The organism is Shinella sp. G-2 (genome assembly GCF_050172695.1).
Classification (GTDB): domain Bacteria; phylum Pseudomonadota; class Alphaproteobacteria; order Rhizobiales; family Rhizobiaceae; genus Shinella.
The window spans coordinates 272,509-287,459 of record NZ_JBBEYH010000004.1; the positions used below are offsets into that span (position 1 = coordinate 272,509).

Annotated in this window: 17 protein-coding genes; all 17 read left to right on the top strand. The window is 63.2% G+C overall.

Translation table 11 applies throughout. The annotated features are described in order from the left end of the window. The first annotated feature begins 2 nt into the window (after positions 1-2). The 17 genes from motC (at position 3) to V8U06_RS10460 (ending at position 14,865) form a co-directional block, all read left to right on the top strand. Positions 3-1,337, top strand: coding sequence for a chemotaxis protein MotC (gene motC / locus V8U06_RS10380; RefSeq protein ID WP_427140555.1), 1,335 nt, complete (start codon positions 3-5; stop codon positions 1,335-1,337). Continuing rightward, a complete protein-coding gene (locus V8U06_RS10385; RefSeq protein ID WP_427140556.1) occupies positions 1,334-2,809 on the top strand; it encodes a flagellar hook-length control protein FliK in 1,476 nt (491 codons plus the stop codon). The genes motC and V8U06_RS10385 overlap by 4 nt, the downstream gene beginning before the upstream one ends. Continuing rightward, complete coding sequence (locus V8U06_RS10390; RefSeq protein WP_226920411.1) at positions 2,733-3,311, top strand: transglycosylase SLT domain-containing protein; 579 nt, start codon at positions 2,733-2,735, stop codon at positions 3,309-3,311. The genes V8U06_RS10385 and V8U06_RS10390 overlap by 77 nt, the downstream gene beginning before the upstream one ends. A 281-nt stretch (positions 3,312-3,592) precedes the next feature. After that, positions 3,593-4,267, top strand: a complete 675-nt coding sequence (rem, locus tag V8U06_RS10395; protein WP_371826630.1) for a transcriptional activator Rem — start codon at positions 3,593-3,595, stop codon at positions 4,265-4,267. A gap of 100 nt (positions 4,268-4,367) precedes the next feature. Next, positions 4,368-5,627 (top strand): flagellar hook protein FlgE, encoded by a 1,260-nt coding sequence (locus tag V8U06_RS10400; RefSeq protein ID WP_427140557.1) that lies wholly within the window; start codon positions 4,368-4,370, stop codon positions 5,625-5,627. 43 nt (positions 5,628-5,670) lie between these two features. Then, positions 5,671-7,116 (top strand): flagellar hook-associated protein FlgK, encoded by a 1,446-nt coding sequence (gene flgK / locus V8U06_RS10405; protein ID WP_226920408.1) that lies wholly within the window; start codon positions 5,671-5,673, stop codon positions 7,114-7,116. A gap of 3 nt (positions 7,117-7,119) precedes the next feature. Next, positions 7,120-8,178, top strand: coding sequence for a flagellar hook-associated family protein (locus V8U06_RS10410; RefSeq protein WP_427140558.1), 1,059 nt, complete (start codon positions 7,120-7,122; stop codon positions 8,176-8,178). A gap of 38 nt (positions 8,179-8,216) precedes the next feature. Beyond that, on the top strand, positions 8,217-8,567 hold the full coding sequence (flaF, locus tag V8U06_RS10415) for a flagellar biosynthesis regulator FlaF (RefSeq protein WP_427140559.1): 351 nt from the start codon (positions 8,217-8,219) through the stop codon (positions 8,565-8,567). Continuing rightward, positions 8,564-9,010: a flagellar biosynthesis repressor FlbT gene (gene flbT / locus V8U06_RS10420; RefSeq protein ID WP_226920405.1), complete on the top strand. Its 447-nt coding sequence runs from the start codon at positions 8,564-8,566 to the stop codon at positions 9,008-9,010. The genes flaF and flbT overlap by 4 nt, the downstream gene beginning before the upstream one ends. Then, on the top strand, positions 9,004-9,420 hold the full coding sequence (flgD, locus tag V8U06_RS10425) for a flagellar hook assembly protein FlgD (protein WP_226920404.1): 417 nt from the start codon (positions 9,004-9,006) through the stop codon (positions 9,418-9,420). Before flbT ends, flgD begins: the two co-directional genes overlap by 7 nt. A gap of 9 nt (positions 9,421-9,429) precedes the next feature. After that, positions 9,430-9,696: a flagellar biosynthesis protein FliQ gene (fliQ, locus tag V8U06_RS10430; RefSeq protein ID WP_226920403.1), complete on the top strand. Its 267-nt coding sequence runs from the start codon at positions 9,430-9,432 to the stop codon at positions 9,694-9,696. 191 nt (positions 9,697-9,887) lie between these two features. Then, positions 9,888-11,975 (top strand): flagellar biosynthesis protein FlhA, encoded by a 2,088-nt coding sequence (flhA, locus tag V8U06_RS10435; RefSeq protein ID WP_427140560.1) that lies wholly within the window; start codon positions 9,888-9,890, stop codon positions 11,973-11,975. Next, positions 11,972-12,724, top strand: coding sequence for a flagellar biosynthetic protein FliR (fliR, locus tag V8U06_RS10440; RefSeq protein WP_427140561.1), 753 nt, complete (start codon positions 11,972-11,974; stop codon positions 12,722-12,724). The genes flhA and fliR overlap by 4 nt, the downstream gene beginning before the upstream one ends. Before the next feature lies 1 nt (position 12,725). After that, positions 12,726-13,124 carry a hypothetical protein gene (locus V8U06_RS10445; RefSeq protein WP_226920400.1) on the top strand — a complete coding sequence of 133 codons (399 nt, stop codon included), beginning with the start codon at positions 12,726-12,728 and terminating at the stop codon, positions 13,122-13,124. 275 nt (positions 13,125-13,399) lie between these two features. Beyond that, complete coding sequence (locus V8U06_RS10450; RefSeq protein ID WP_427140562.1) at positions 13,400-13,951, top strand: rod-binding protein; 552 nt, start codon at positions 13,400-13,402, stop codon at positions 13,949-13,951. A gap of 15 nt (positions 13,952-13,966) precedes the next feature. Continuing rightward, positions 13,967-14,335, top strand: coding sequence for a hypothetical protein (locus V8U06_RS10455; RefSeq protein WP_226920398.1), 369 nt, complete (start codon positions 13,967-13,969; stop codon positions 14,333-14,335). Next, entirely contained in the window at positions 14,332-14,865 is a 534-nt protein-coding gene (locus V8U06_RS10460) for a hypothetical protein (RefSeq protein WP_427140563.1), read from the top strand. Before V8U06_RS10455 ends, V8U06_RS10460 begins: the two co-directional genes overlap by 4 nt. Positions 14,866-14,951 lie beyond the last annotated feature (86 nt).

Here is a 14,951-nt window from a genome sequence, read left to right on the forward strand (position 1 = left end):
CGATGGGCTTCTTCCGGCGCCTCCTCCTGACGGGTACGGTCTTCTGCGCGGTCCTTGCCGGCGCCGCTTCCGCGCGCGCCGAAAGCATGGACGATCTCGCGCCCTACAAGATGATCCGCTCGCTGCAGTTCGTGCAGGATACGGTGGTGCTGGGCGACCATTCCGCGATGGAGATGCAGCGCTTCCTGCTGTCCACCATCGACGAGCGGTTGCGCACGGCCGATTCCGCGATCTTCGACGATCCGCGCAATGTGGATGCGGCGCTGGTCTATGCCATGAGCGGCGGCAATCCCGAAACGCTGGAACTGCTCATCAAGAAGGATATTGCCGGCCATTTCGATTCCCGCCTCACGGATGCCCTGCGTGGATATCTCGGCGGACGCGGCACCCAGAGCGTGAAGTCGCTGGCGGAAATCTTCCCGGAATACAAGCGCTCGAAGGTCGGTCCCTATCTGGCGCTGGTCTCGGCCAATTCCGTCATTCGCAAGGATCCCAAGCTGGCGCTCAGCTATTTCGACTGGGCGCGCCTCGTCGCGCCGGGCACGATCGTCGAGGAGGCGGCGCTGCGCCGCTCCATCTATATCGCCAGCGAATCCGGCTGGATCGACAAGAGCATGACCTATGCGAACCGCTATGCGCGCCGCTACCTGCGTTCGCCCTATGCCAGCCAGTTCGCCGACCTTTTCGTCAAGCTCGCCGTCGATCACTTCGGCTCCGTCAAGGAAGAGGATATCCTGGAAATCCTCTCCTTCATGGATGTGCCTCGCCAGCGCGAGGTCTATCTGCGCATGGCACGGCTCGCGGCGATCTCGGGCAAGAACAAGCTCGCCGTGCTCGCGGCCGAGCGGGCGCAGATGCTGGCCGGCGAGGGCGAAAGCCTGCCGAAGGCACTGGCCGATCTCTATTCCGGTCTTGCCTCCGTGCCGTCGAGCGATGTTGCGGCGGCGATGGATACGATCATCGCCATTCCGGACGATCAGCTTTCGCCCAAGGACCGGGCGCTGAAGGCGGCCGCCCGGGCGGTGGCGGAAGAGGTGCTGCGCACGCCGCAGGCCTCCGCCGCGCAACAGACGACGGACAAGGCCGACAAGCCGGTGGAGGCGGAAAACGCCTCCTATGAAGGGCTGAACGAAGCCGAGATGGCGGACCGGGCGATGGACCCGCAGGCGCGCGGCGAGGAAACGCCGGTCGCTGCCGCCGAACCGGAACAGGGCAAGAAAGAACAGCAGGAGCCGCAGGAAAAGGCGGGCATCGACCCGGCCTTCGACACCTTCGTGTCGAGTGGCCGGTCCAAGCTCGACGAGATCGACGCGCTCTTGAAAGGAGAAGGCAGTTGAGCACCATCGCGAGCGGAGTTTTGGGTCTGGTGCAGGGCCAGGCGCCGGCCAAGGGCAAGGCCGGGCACGGCATGGCCGCCGGCACGTCCGAAAAGGGAGATTTCGCGACAACGATCGCCAATCTCCACGCCAAGGATGGGGACGGCGGCCGCAAGGGCGCGCGCCATTCGATCTCCGGCACGGCGCATGCCGAACCCGAAACCAGCCAGGCGACCGAAGGCCGGACGAAAGCCGCCGTTCGTGACATGCCTGCGCTCGCCGAAGCGCTGCGCGCCGCTGCCGACACCGTGAAGGACGAGAAGGCTCTCGTCGGCGGGAAGGTCCCGGCTGGCGAGAAGGCAGCCGTGCTTGCCGACGCCGCCGAGCGCCCCGCCCTCAAGACCCATGCGGAAGGCCGCGATGGCGCCAAGGCTGCCGCAAAGGTCGGCAAGCCGGAAAAGAATGAGGCTGACGACGCTGAAGGCGCCAACACGGACAAGACGGCCGCAGGCGAAACCGATGTCGGCAATCTCCTCGAGCTGCTGGCGGCTCCTGTCGTCGCATCGGCCGCTGCAACCTCTCAGACCGGAGCAGCGGCTGCCGCCGCGCTGCAGGGCATGATGCAGGATGTGAAGGCGCAGCCGGGCGGCAAGGCCGTCCTGCGGACTGAGGGCAATGGCGCCAGGACGGACGGACAGACGGGCAAGGCCGATGCGGCACAGGCATCGCAGGACGATGCCGTGGAGGCCGGTGACCTGCCGCAGTCGGAGACCGACCAGCTCTTCCGCCTGATCCGGGCGGACGGCAAGGGCCGCGATCTCGATATCAGCATTTCTGGTACCGGCGAGCGCGCGACCTTCCGCGATGCCAATCCGACCGGACCCAAGGGCGAGGCGGTGACGGTGGTGGATGCCCGCCGTTACATCGGCCTCGCGCAGGCCGGCAACGGTGCCGCCGTGACGACCGCGATCACGCAGGACCCGGAATGGGCCGCCTCGCTCAGCGCCACCGGTGGCCTGACCCATGCGGACGCCGCGGCGACCGGCAAGGTGGTCAATACGCTGAAGATCCAGATGCACCCGATCGAGCTCGGCCTCGTGACGGCGACGCTGCGCCTGCAGGGCGACGACCTCGTCGTCTCGCTGCAGGTGGAGACGGGCGAGGCCTATCGCCAGCTCACGGACGACCAGGACGCGATCGTCCGGGCGCTGCGCGGGCAGGGCTTTGCCGTTGACCAGGTCAGTGTGCAGCTCGCACCGACCGACCGGAGCTCGGGAAGCCAGCAGGGCGACGGGCAGGGCCAGCAGGCCCAGCAGCAGTTCTCCAGCCCGCAGCAGCAGGCCCGCGAGGGTGGCAATGGCAGCGGGCGTGGCAATGGTGAGGGCGCAGGCTCGTTTGGACGCGAAGGAAGGTCTCATGAGGGCAACACGTCGGAAAACGCTTCTGGCCTCGCTGGCGGTCAGTCTGTGCGCTCTGGCGGCGTCTATCTCTGACGCCTCTGCCGCCGTTGGAAGCTGCGAACGGGAAATCCTCGCCGCCGCCGCCAAATACGATATCCCGGCCGGCATTCTCTATTCCGTCGGTCTCACCGAGACCGGCCGGAAGGGGTCGCTGCAGCCCTATGCGCTGAACATCGAAGGCAAGGCCTATTTCGGCGCAAACCGGGAGGAAGCCCTGCAGACCTTCGAGGCTGCCCGCGCGCGCGGCGCCAAGCTGATCGACCTCGGCTGCATGCAGATCAACCACCACTTCCACGGCGAGGCCTTCGCGTCACCCGCCGAGATGTTCGACCCGCGCAAGAACGTCGAGTATGCGGCGGCGTTCCTGGCACGTCTTCATGCCCGGCACGAGACCTGGACCATGGCCGTCGCGCGCTATCACGCCGGTCCCAACAACGACCCGGCGCAGAAAAGATACGTCTGCCGGGTGATCGCGAACCTGGTGGCGACGGGCTATGGAAGCTGGACGCCGAACGCGAAACAGTTCTGCCAGTGATTCGACTAAAAGTTGAATTTTCACCCACCTGAGGACCTGTGCCGTAATGTGGCAGGAATGCGCCCAGTTTTGGCATGCCAAGACGGCGCGTTAACCTTTGTTAACTTTTCCACCGGAAAATTGTGGCGGAAATTCCGATTAGCCACTATATGTAGACCAAATCGGCACGCAATTCTTAATCAACTGTTAAATCCAGCCAATTAATTCCTCTAGTTGCCGGTGATTCGCCCGATTCGTACCACTGCCTTAACGAGGCACCACACTGATTCGGAGGCGGACGAATGATCGTAGTGGTTGATGAGCGCGAGCTCGTTAAAGACGGCTATACTTCTCTTTTTGGTCGCGAGGGCGTGCCCTCGACGGGGTTCGACCCCCGGGAATTCGGCGAGTGGGTCAACACCGCCGCCGATTCGGACATCGATGCGGTCGAGGCGTTCCTGATCGGCCAGGGCCAGCTCTCCATGGAGCTGCCGCGCGCGATCCGCGACCGGTCCCAGGCCCCCGTGATCGCTGTCAGCGACACGCCCTCCCTGGAAACCACCCTGGCTTTCTTCGACAGCGGCGTCGACGACGTCGTGCGCAAGCCGGTGCATCCCCGTGAAATCCTGGCCCGTGCGGCGGCCATCCGGCGTCGCCTGAAGGCGCTAGCCAACTACACCGACATCGGCCCGATCCGCGTCTTCTCGGACGGCCGCGATCCGGAAATTTCCGACGAAGTCTTCCCGCTGCCGCGCCGCGAGCGCCGCATCCTGGAATATTTGGTCGCCAACCGCGGCCGCCGTCTTTCCAAGACCCAGATCTTCAACGCGATCTACGGGATCTTCGACGAGGACGTCGAGGAGAACGTCGTGGAAAGCCACATCAGCAAACTCCGCAAGAAACTGCGCAAGAAACTCGGTTTCGATCCGATCGATTCCAAGCGCTTCCTTGGCTACTGCATCGACTGGCAGAGCTGAAAATTTGATTGCTGGCTGGCGGGGAGGCGGACCCCGGCAGCCAGCTTCACGCAAGGCCCATCCCATAGGGTCGTCGTGACGAGATGAACGGGGAAACCACATGAGCCTCTACGGTACGATGAGAACGGGTGTTTCCGGCATGAATGCCCAGGCCAACCGCCTGAGCACGGTTGCCGACAACATCGCCAATGCGAACACGACGGGCTACAAGAAGGCCTCGACCCAGTTTTCCTCGCTGATCCTGCCCACCACCGGCGGCGCCTACAATTCGGGCGGCGTGACGACGGACGTGCGCTATTCGATTTCTTCGCAGGGCACCTTCACCTACACCAATTCCTCCACGGACCTTGCCATCAACGGCAAGGGCTTCTTCATCGTGCAGGGCGCAGACGGCCAGGAATACATGACCCGCGCCGGCGCCTTCACGCCGATGGATGACGGCACGCTGAAGAACTCCGCCGGCTTCACGCTGATGGGCTATCCCTATTCCTCGACCGAGGATCCGACGATCGTCATCAACGGCTTTGCCGGCCTCGAGGAAATCAACCTTGCTTCGGGCGAGCTGAACGTGAAGGCTTCGGAAGAAGGCTACCTGCACGTCAACCTGCCGTCGAACGAGGCTCATCCCTTCTCGAAGGCGACCTCGCTGGTGGCCTATGACAGCCTCGGCAACACCCGAAAGCTCGACTTCACCTACTCGACGACGGCAACGCCGGGCCTCTGGGACCTGAGTGTCACCTACACGGACTCGGCCGGCGTCATCCACGACATGCTCGCTTCGCCCTCGGCCCCCGTGGCTTCGGTCGCCGCGGCCACGAAGGAGTCGCTGACGTTCGACACGGCCGGCAAGCTCGTCACCCCGAGCGACATCAACACGTCCGGCCTGACGATCGGCGGCGGCGTGCTCAATCCGCTGGCGATTTCCATCGGTGGCGGGACGGGCGGCTCGACGCAGCTCGCAGCCTCCTTCGCAGCCAAGGGTGACATCGACGGCATCGGTCCGAGCGGCGTGACCGGCTACGAGATCAGCGACGACGGCATCGTCTTCCTCAAATACGAGAACGGCGACATGGCGCCGAAGTACCGTATCGCGATGGCCAACGTGCAGAGCCCGGACAACCTGCGTCCGCTCGCCGGCAACGTCTATGCGCAGAGCCCGGATTCGGGTGTGGTCGTCATGGGTTATGCCGGCAACGGCGGCTACGGCACCATCCTTTCCGGCGCGCTCGAGGATTCCAACGTCGATATCGCCGAGGAACTGACGAGCATGATCGAGTCGCAGCGTAACTACACGGCGAACTCGAAGGTGTTCCAGACCGGCTCGGAGCTCATGGAAGTCCTGGTCAATCTGAAGAGATAAGGCGGCTTCAACCGCGCGTGCATTCGAGAGTTAGGTAGATCCGATGTCGCTTTCAGCAGCAATGAAGACTGCTCAGTCCAGCTTCTCCAACGTGGGCCTGCAATCGGCCGTCGCGTCGAAGAACATTGCCAATGCAAGCAACCCGGCCTATGCCCGCCGCGCGGCGATCCTCGCCACGGCCTCCTCGGGTGCCACCGTGGTCGAAACGCAGCGGGCCCAGAACGAGGCCCTGCTGAAGCAGAACCTGCTCTCGATTTCCAAGGCGGCGGGGCAGGACACGCTCCTGGCCGGCCTCTCCCAGATGAAGATGATGCTCGGCGGCGAGGACTACGAACTCGCCCCGTCCACCTATCTCGCCAAGCTGCGCGACAACCTCCAGACCTTCGCCGACAAGCCGAACGAAGTCTCGCTCGCCGAGACGGTCGTGTCCGACGCCGTCGATGTCGCCAACTCGCTGAACAGCACCTCGCTCGCCCTGCAGAAGATGCGCGCCGAGGCCGATGCGGACATCAACACGGCGGTGGTGGAACTCAACCGCCTGCTCGGCGAATTCCGCACCTACAATGACAAGGTCAAGCAGAGCACGGCCGCCGGTGCGGTGGACAACGACGCGCTCGACCAGCGCGACAAGCTGCTGACCGAGATTTCCGGCATCATCGGCGTCACCACGGTGACGCGCACCAACAACGACCTTGCGCTCTATACCAGCGACGGCACGGTGCTGTTCGAGACGGTGCAGCGCAGCGTGACCTTCGCCCCGACGACGACCTATACGGCGACCGTCGACGGCAACCAGATCCTCATCGACGGCGTGCCGGTGCAGGCCGGCGCTGGCGGCAATACCAGCGCGCGCGGCTCGCTGCCCGCCTTGCTGCAGCTGCGTGACCACACCGCGCCGACCTTCCAGTCACAGCTGGACGAAATGTCCCGCAGCCTCATCAACATGTTCTCCGAGAATGTCGGCGGCACCCGGCTGGACGGCCTCTTCGTGCGCAATGGCGTCGCCGTCGGCGACGACCTCACCGTCGACGCGCTGGTTCCGGGCCTTTCCACCGTCATCAAGGTGAACCCCGCCGCGATCACCAACCAGGGCGGCAGCGCCATGCTGCTGCGCGACGGCATCAACGCCAATTTCAACACCGGCAGCAATGCCAGCTTCTCGGACCTCCTGAACGGGTATGCCGCCTCCTTCGAGACGCCGGTGAACTACGATCCGGCGGCGGCCATCGACACGACAGGCACGATCCTGGCCTTCGCCACCGGTTCGGTCGGCTGGCTGGAAGAGATCCGCAGCGCCGCCACCACGGCGGGCGACGACAAGAACGCGCTGCTCGGCCGCACGCAGGAAGCCCTGCAGAACGTGACCGCCGTCAGCCTCGACGAGGAGCTGGCGCTGCTTCTCGATCTCGAACAGTCCTACAAGGCGTCGGCAAAACTCGTGGCAGCGGTCGATGAGATGATCGCGGCTCTTCTCCAAGCGGCGGGCTAAGTCATGAAGGCTTCTTTCGTTTCCAACATGTCTCTTCAAAACGCCATGCGGCTGACCGTGTCGAAGGCGCAGAAGGAGATGACGCAGCTCCAGGAGGAGACGGTCACCGGCCGCCACGCGGATGTCGGCGCGACGCTTGGCGCCAAGACGGCGCGCACGCTCGACCTTCATCGCGACCTGCAGCGCATGGAATCGCTGAAGAGCACCAATGCTCTGACGACGCAGCGGCTTTCCGCCTCGCAGGAGGCCCTCGGCCAGATGTCCGAGGCGGGCAACAACGCGCTCGGCGTGCTGGTCGCGCTGTCCGGCATCACCTCCGCCGACCAGCTGAGCCTGGCGCAGAAGAACCTCGGCAACGCGCTTTCGACCTTCACGGCCGCGGCCAACACCTCTTTCAGCGGCGAGTATCTCTTCGCCGGCATCAATTCCGACGTGACGCCGTTCAAGGATTATTTCCAGGAGACGCCACCCTCGGATGCGAAGCTGGCGTTCGATGCCGCCTTCCTGGGGCATTTCGGCTTCACGCAGACCGATCCGGCCGTGTCCGGCATCAACTCGGCCGACATGCAGTCGTTCATCGACGGTCTCGAAACGAGCTTCATGGACGACACCTACTGGCAGACGAACTGGTCGAATGCCTCGGACGAGAACATGCAGAGCCGCATCAGCGCGGCCGAAACCGTCCAGAGCTCGACGAACACCAATGCCAGGGGCATGCGCCACATGGCGCTCGGCCTCGTGCTCGGCCAGGAACTGCTCGCGCTCGGTCTGACCGACCAGACGCGCAAGACGGTCAGCGACGCGGCGATCAACTATATGGGCCAGGCGATTTCCGGCGTCGACGGCGAACGGTCCAAGCTCGGCATCTCCGAGTCGCGCGTGACCCAGGCCAACACCTCGCTCAATGCCCAGATCACCATCCTGAGCAACAGCATCAAGGATATGGAGGGGATCGATACCTACGAGGCGGCCACGCGCGTGACCACGCTCGAATCGCAACTCTCGCTCGCCTACACGCTGACTTCGAGGATCCAGAATCTCAGTCTGCTGAATTACCTCTGATGAACCAGAGGGTACGGACACACATGAAGGATGTCTGAATGTACCAGTTTTCATATGCCGAGATCATGGAGGAGGGCGTTGCCGTCTCGAAGGATCGGGAACGGCAGGTCCTCGAGCGGTCGATCGCGCTGCTGAAAGCGGCGATGACCAGCGAGGACGGCTACGGCAAGGCGACGGTGGAAGCCGTCTATTTCACCCGTCGTGTCTGGATCCGCTTCATCGAGGATCTCGGCAATCCGGAAAACCAGCTCCAGGAGGAGCTGCGCGCCAATCTCATCTCGATCGCCATCTGGATCCTCAAGGAGATCGAAAAGATCCGCAAACGCGAATCCACGAATTTCCAGGGCATCATCGACATCACCACCATCATCAAGGATGGCATCCAATGAAAAGTACGCTGCGTATATCGCTGAAGTCCGGTGAGCGCATTTTCGTCAACGGCGCAGTCCTGCGGGTCGACCGCAAGGTGGCGATCGAATTCCTCAACGACGTGACCTTCCTTCTGGAAAACCACGTCCTGCAGCCGGAACAGGCCACCACGCCGCTCCGTCAGCTCTATTTCATCGCGCAGATGTCGCTGATCAACCCGGAAGGCGCCGAGCAGTCGATCGCCATGTTCCGCAAGTCGGTCATCATGCTCCTGTCCTGCTTCAAGAACGAGGAAGTGCTGGCCGAGCTGAAGCGCGTCGACGCGCTCGTAACGCAGGGCCGCGCCTTCGAGGCCCTGAAGGCCATCCGCGGCCTCTACCCGATCGAGGATCGCATCCTCAACAGCCAGGAACTGGCGCCGGCCACGATCGAACAGATCCGCAGGGAGATTGCACCATGGTAGACACTGTCGGCTCCGCGACGTCCTCCGGTTACACGCCCTCCGTCTCGGGCGCCGATTCGACCAAGGACACCAAGAACGCGACGCTGAACTACGAGAGCTTCCTGAAGCTGCTCGTGGCGCAGATGAAGAACCAGGATCCGACCGAACCGATGGACGCGACCCAGCAGATGGCGCAGCTCGCGACCTTCTCGCAGGTCGAGCAGACCATCAAGACGAACAAGAACCTGGAAAGCCTGCTTCAGCGCACCTCGCTGCAGGAAGCCAACTCCGTCATCGGCCGCACGGTCACCAGCGACGACGGCAAGGTTTCTGGCATCGTCAAGGAAGTGACGCTATATAACGACGGTATCGTCGCCACGCTTGATTCGGGCAAGAAGCTCGTCATCGGTCCCGGCGTAACCGTGAAGTGAACCTATTCCGTGAATGAGGCAGACGCCCTCGACATAGCGCAGGCAGCCATCTGGACGGTCGTCGTGGCCTCCGGCCCGGCCGTTCTTGCCGCCATGCTCGTGGGCGTCGCCATCGCTTTCGTGCAGGCCCTCACCCAGGTGCAGGAAATGACCCTCACCTTCGTGCCCAAGATCCTCGTGATCTTCGTCACGATCGCCATCTCGGCCCCCTTCATCGGCGCCCAGATCTCGATCTTCACCAATCTGGTGTTCTCCCGCATAGAGACGGGTTTCTAGAGCATTTCCAGCCGAAGCGGGATCGCTTCGGCGTTGGATAATGCGGTAAGAACAAAAAGCTAGAGCATTTCCGGTGAACCGGAAGTGCTCTAGCTCACCCTCGCGCAAGCTTCGTTCTGTACCCCATCGGATGAAATGGGCGATGCGTGTGACGCGTCGCTGCCTCTCATGACGAGACGGGACGCATTCAGATGGCGCAAGTACCGGCAATCAACCTTCCGAAGGTCAGCCCCAGCGGGCGCGATATCGCGTTCGCCGTCGGCATCCTGACGATCCTGTCGATCCTTTTCCTGCCGATCCCGGCCTTCATGATCGACATCGGCCTCGCCTTCTCGATCGCCTTCTCGGTCCTTATCCTGATGGTCGCGCTGTGGATCCAGCGCCCGCTCGATTTCTCGTCCTTCCCGACCGTCCTCCTCATCGCGACCATGGTGCGCCTCGCGCTCAACATTGCGACGACGCGCGTCATCCTCTCGCACGGCAACGAGGGGCACGATGCGGCCGGCGGGGTGATCGCGGGCTTTGCCAGCCTCGTCATGTCCGGCGACTTCGTCATCGGTATCATCGTCTTCATGATCCTGGTCGTGGTGAACTTCATCGTCATCACCAAGGGTGCGACGCGTATTGCCGAAGTCGGCGCGCGTTTCACCCTCGACGCCATCCCCGGCAAGCAGATGTCGATCGACGCCGACCTTTCCGCCGGCCTCATCGACGAGAAGCAGGCGCAGCTGCGCCGCCGCGAACTGGAAGAGGAAAGCTCCTTCTTCGGTTCGATGGACGGTGCGTCGAAATTCGTGCGCGGCGATGCCATCGCCGGCCTCATCATCACCGCCATCAACGTCTTCGGCGGCATCATCATCGGCTACTTCCGCCACGGCATGGAGCTGGGCGAGGCGGCCGACGTCTTCGTCAAGCTCTCGGTCGGCGACGGTCTCGTCTCGCAGATCCCGGCCCTCATCGTCTCGCTCGCCGCCGGCCTCATCGTCTCGCGCGGCGGCACGGCCGGCTCCACCGACCAGGCCGTCGTCAACCAGCTCTCCGGCTATCCGCGCGCGCTCTTCGTCGCCGCCGGCCTGATGGTGGTGCTGGCGATCATGCCGGGCCTGCCCTTCCTCCCCTTCATGACGCTTGGCGGTCTCATGGCCTTCGGCGCCTGGATCATCCCGCGCCGCATCGCCGAGGAAAACCGCGTCAAGCGCGAGCAGGAAGCCCAGCAGGTCCAGGCCTCGCGCGAGCAGGAAAAGGACTCGGTCAAGTCCGTGCTCAAGACCGCCGAAATCGAGCTTCTGCTCGGCAAACAGGTCTCGACGCGCCTTCTCGGCGCCCATCAGGAACTGGCCTTCCGCGTCGGCAAGATGCGCAAGAAATTCGCCGGCCAGTACGGTTTCGTGGTGCCGGAAATCAAGGTTTCCGACGACATCACCATCCCGGACAAGTCCTACCAGATCCGCATTCACGGCACGACGATCGCCTCCAACATCGTGCGTGTCGGCGAAGTGCTCGTCGTCACCGGCGGCGGCCGCAAGCCAAGCGTGCCGGGGGACGATATCCGCGAACCCGCCTTCGGCATGCCGGCCGTCTCGATTCTCGAAACCTTCGCCGACGACCTGCGGCGCGAGGGCTTCCACCCGATCGACAACGTCTCGGTGGTTCTGACGCATCTGTCCGAAGTCATCCGCAACAACCTGCCGCAGCTTCTGTCCTACAAGGACGTGAAGGTGCTGATCGAGCGCCTCGATCCGGAATACCGCAAGCTCGCGGACGAGATCTGCTCCTCGCACATGTCCTATTCCGGCCTTCAGGCGGTTCTCAAGCTGCTGCTGGCCGAGCGCGTCTCCATCCGCAACCTGCACCTCATTCTCGAAGCGGTCGCGGAACTGGCCCCTCATGTGCGCAAGACCGAGCAGATCGTCGAGCATGTGCGCATCCGCATGGCGCAGCAGATCTGCGGCGACCTGACGGACAACGGCGTGCTGCCGGTGCTGCGCCTCGGCAACAAGTGGGACATGGTGTTCCACCAGGCCCTCAAGCGCGACTCCAAGGGCGAAATCGTCGAGTTCGACATCGATCCGCGTCAGCTCGAAGAGTTTTCCGAACAGGCGACCCGCGTTATCCGCGAGTTTCTCGACCGCGGTACGCCGTTTGTGTTGGTCACCTCGCCCGAATCGCGCTCTTATGTGCGCATGATCATCGAGCGTCTCTTCGCCACATTGCCGGTTCTCTCGCATGTCGAGCTTGCCAAGGGCATCGAGATCAAGATTCTCGGCTCCATTTCATGATCACGGACCCGCAGGGCACGGTGCTGGCGCTGTTCGCCGCCTTCTGCCGTGTCGGCGGGTGCTTCATGCTGCTGCCGGGCTTTTCATCCGCGCGCCTGTCCATGCAGATCCGCCTGTTCCTGGCGGTGGCGATCTCCATGGCGATCCTGCCGCTGATGTGGGACACGATCTATCCGCGCGCCACCGGCTCGCTCGACGACTATCTCGTGCTCATCACCTTCGAGACGCTGACCGGTGCGGTCATCGGCCTCATCGCGCGCTACTACGTGCTCGGCCTGCAGTTCGCCGGCACGGTGCTGACGATGATGATGGGTTTCAATGCGCCGCCGACGCCTGACGTGCTTGAAGACACGGCCGAAAACCAGCTGACGAACCTGCTGTCCTTCGCCGCGCTGATGGTGCTGTTCATGCTGGATTTCCACCACATCGTCATGCGGGCGCTGGTGGAATCCTACAATGTCATGCCGCTCGGGGCGGGCTTCAATCCGCAGAGCGCGCTGATCACGCTGACGGATACGCTGAGCCAGACCTTCATGATCATGCTGCGGCTCGCCAGCCCCTTCATTCTCTATGGCCTGGTGTTCAACGTCACCATCGGCCTCATCAACAAGCTCGCGCCGCAGATCCCGATCTACTTCATTTCGCTGCCCTTCATCATCATGGGCGGCATGATCCTGCTCTATTTCGGCATTTCCTCGTTGCTTGAAATCTTCGCCGCCGGCTTCCAGCCGGTCTTCCGGGGAGAGTAGCATGGCGCAGAACCGCTCGGACAAGCTGAAGCGTCTCGTCACCGTGCAGCGCCATCTGGAAAAGATGGCCGAGATCGATCTCGCCAACACCACCCGCCAGCGGCAGGAAGTGAACGAGACGATGGAGGTCGTCGTCGAGGCGATCAATTCGCTCGAACCCGTGCACCGCAGCTTCTCCCACCACTATTCCGGCCAGTACAGCCGCCTGCAGCAGCAGGAGCAGATGCTGGCCAACGTGCAGCAGATGCACGAGATGCGCGTGGTGCGCGAACGCACCAAGGGCGACCGCATGGAAGAGCGCATGAAGGAAGCCCGCAGCGCCGAGGAACGCGAGGCCGCGGACGATTCGATCTACGACCTGATCGACCAGCATATCGCCTACAAGGCGCGCAGCGAATAATCGTTTTCACCAAGGTATTGGAAGAAAAAGCGATTTTCCCTGACCTAATCAAGCTTGCGTCAAAATGGATTTCGCCGCCGCCGCCGTCACGGCTTCGTCATCCGCCACCAGCCTCCCGTAAGGTTGAGCAGCGATAGTCGCTTCAGGACGATGACGAGGTTTGCCGATGCGGCCCTGATGGGCGCGGGTGGACCGGGTGTCCGGAAGGTCATGAGGCCGGCGACCGCCATGAGGACGGGTCCGGCTGTTGAGGATCACCTGAAAGGCTCTGAGACGTGGCAATTTCTCCCCCCAGCGATCTGGTGCTCGATGTCGTGCGCGCCGCCGACCCGAGCCAGGTTCAGGAAGCGCAAGCCAAGCTGAAATCGAACCGCGCTGCCTTCGAGGCCAACAGCCTTGCCGAAGCGGGCGCCGGCTTCCAGGCCGCCGTCAGCATTCTCAACCGTGACACGGCCACCACGGGCGCTGCCGACAGCGGCGTCAAGGCCGTGGGCGCGAAGGCCATTCCGGAGTACCTGCGCAAATTCGAGACCATGGTGCTGCAGAATTTCGTGAAGTCGATGATGCCCACCGAGAACGAGGACATCTACGGCAAGGGCACGGCCGGCGAGATGTGGCGGGGCATGATGGCCGACCAGCTCGGCGAAGCGCTCGCCAAGGGCGGCGGCATCGGCATTGCCGAAAGTCTCGCGGCCAAGAGCGGCGTGACGCTCAATCCGAAGGACAAGGATGTCGACCGGGTCGCCGCCGGCATGGTGCAGTCGCTGCAGCGTGAGGCCTTCGCGGACCTCACCCCCGGCATCAAAGAAGACAAGAACAAGGCATAAGCGGAGACCCGACACATGGAACAGGCTAACAACGAACTGCGGATCCGCACCGTCCTCGGCCGGCTCGAGACGATCATCGACAACGAGAACGACAATATCGGCAGCGATCCGGATTTCGACCTGCCGACCTCGAATGCCCACAAGAGCCGCTGCCTCTATGAGCTGGCGATGCTGACCCGCGACGTGCGGCCGGAAGAGGTTCCGCCGACGTTCTCCTCGCAGCTCGGCCGCGTGCGTGACAAGCTCGCCACCAATGCGCAGCGCGTCTCGGCCCATCTGGAAGCCGTGCGCGAGGTCGTCACCATCCTGAAGAATGCCGTGCAGGATCTCGAAGCGGACGGCACCTATTCGCAGGAGCAGTTCCGCCTGGGTTACGGTACATGATCAAGATCATCGGCACCGGCGTCTGGGTCCTCGCGATCACGCTCGCCTCGGTCTATTTCTCGCTGAAGATGGCCTCGGCCCCCAAGGTCGATACCGCCGCCGCCGAGCGCGAGGCGGCGATGGAATTTGTCAGCGGCTATACGACGACCGTTCCCGTCATCGGCGAGGGCGGCGTCAACGGCTATCTCCTGACCAAGCTCGCCTACAAGGCGAACAAGGAGCTGGCGGCCAAGCAGGTCGTGCCGGTTCCGCAGGTCATCACCGACGAACTCTATACGCTGCTGGTCGGCAAGAAGATGATCGACGTGGCGAATGCCGGCAGCTTCGATCTGGAAGCCTTCCGCGGCATCATCAAGGAAGGGCTGAACCGCCGCTTCGGCGCGGAGGTCATCGACGAGGTCTATGTCGAGCAGATCGACTATCTGACCACCGCTTCGGTGGAGGAGCCGCCGCAGAAGAAGGGCGTGACGCTGCTGAAGGGCGACGTCCCGGTCGTCGAACAGCCGGCGGAAAAGAGCGGCGGGCACTGAGGCCCGCGTCTCGACAGGGATTTTGGAGAGGCCGGCCGCTAGAGCATGTCAGGTTCAGATTGAACCGGACATGCTCTGAATTCTTT